General features: G+C 65.1%; 1 protein-coding gene. It reads right to left on the reverse strand.

Translation table 11 applies throughout. From position 1 onward, the window contains the following. Nucleotides 1-289: 289 nt before the first annotated feature. Nucleotides 290-1,282: IS110 family RNA-guided transposase (locus FA727_RS25650; protein ID WP_206663864.1), on the reverse strand; the 993-nt coding region annotated here is incomplete at its 5' end.

Raw genomic sequence — 1,282 nt, forward strand, 5'->3', positions numbered from 1 at the left:
GAACATCACACGTCCCTCACCAGCGGCTCCGCCGCCACCCCCTCGACGCCCCACATCGCGTAAGCCCAAAAAGGCCGCCCGCGCGGCCGGCTTTGGGCGGGCCCCGCAAGATCCTCCTCTCCCCCAGTCGCTGGCAAAAACGCCAAGCACACCATTCGCCCCTGCGATGTTGAATCCGAGACGACGTGAGCCCGTTGCGTTGGCGGTCGGGGGTGGCGGGGCGTGTAGATGCGCCCGAGGGAATCCGAAGGCCGCCGCCGCAGGCGGCAACGAGATTCTATGGTCCGGATCAAGCTGTTTTCAGGTTCAACCTCCCGGGATCGAAGGCTTGCCCGGTGCGCCAGACCCCGTAAGCAATACGCAACAACTTGCGCGCGATCACCACCAGCGCTGCCGTCGAGGCCAGCCCACGGGCCCTGAGCATGGCGTAGTAATCCTTGAAGTGAGCCGTACGCGCTGCCGAGCTGGCCGCGTTGTACAGCAACGTCCTGGCGGCCTTGTCGCCCTGTTTGCTCAAGCGTCGCCGGCCAACTTTGCGGCCAGATTCGTTGGGCCGCGGATCCAGCCCGCAGAACGCCACCGCCGCATCGCTGCTGGCGAAGTGGATACGGTTGAACAACGCCGTCAGGGCGGCCCCATTGATCGGCCCGATGCCGCAGATGCTGGTCAACAGCCCGTACGTCTTGGCCCACTCGCTCTGGGCCTTGATCTTGGCGATCAACTCGCGTTCGAGCTGCTCGGCCCAGGCGCTCAAGCTGGCCAGGGCCCGCTTCTGATGCTTGCTGGCGCAGCCATGGCGCTGCGCCGACAGTCTCAAGGACGTGCCGACCCGCACGACCGTTGACCTCAGTGCCTGAAGCGCCCGAACCTGTTGCAGCTCGGGCGAGATCGGCTCGTAGCGGTGCAACTTGGTGTGGCGCTGCGCGATGTACTGGGCAATGACTTGGGCATCCAGCCGGTCGGTCTTGCCTCGGTTGCCCAGCGAGATCGCGTAGTGGTGCACGTGCGTCGGGTTCAAGACGTACACCACGAAGCCGCGCTCGTGCGCCAGGCGGGCCAACAACTCCTGGTACCCCCCCGTCGCCTCCATCGCGATCACGCTGCTGGCCGGCAGACGCTTGAGCCAACCGACGATGCCCGATCGGTTGTTGGGCACGATCCCGGACACGATTGCGCCCTCGTGGCCGGCCACTTGCAACTCGAACTTACCGACATCGACCCCAATAAAGCAGCCAGATATTTGCATGATGGCTCTCCCTGCGATACGTTTAGTCCGCTGGGG

It is taken from the genome of Robertmurraya kyonggiensis (assembly GCF_005116465.1).
Classification (GTDB): Bacteria; Bacillota; Bacilli; order Bacillales; family Cytobacillaceae; genus Robertmurraya; species Robertmurraya kyonggiensis.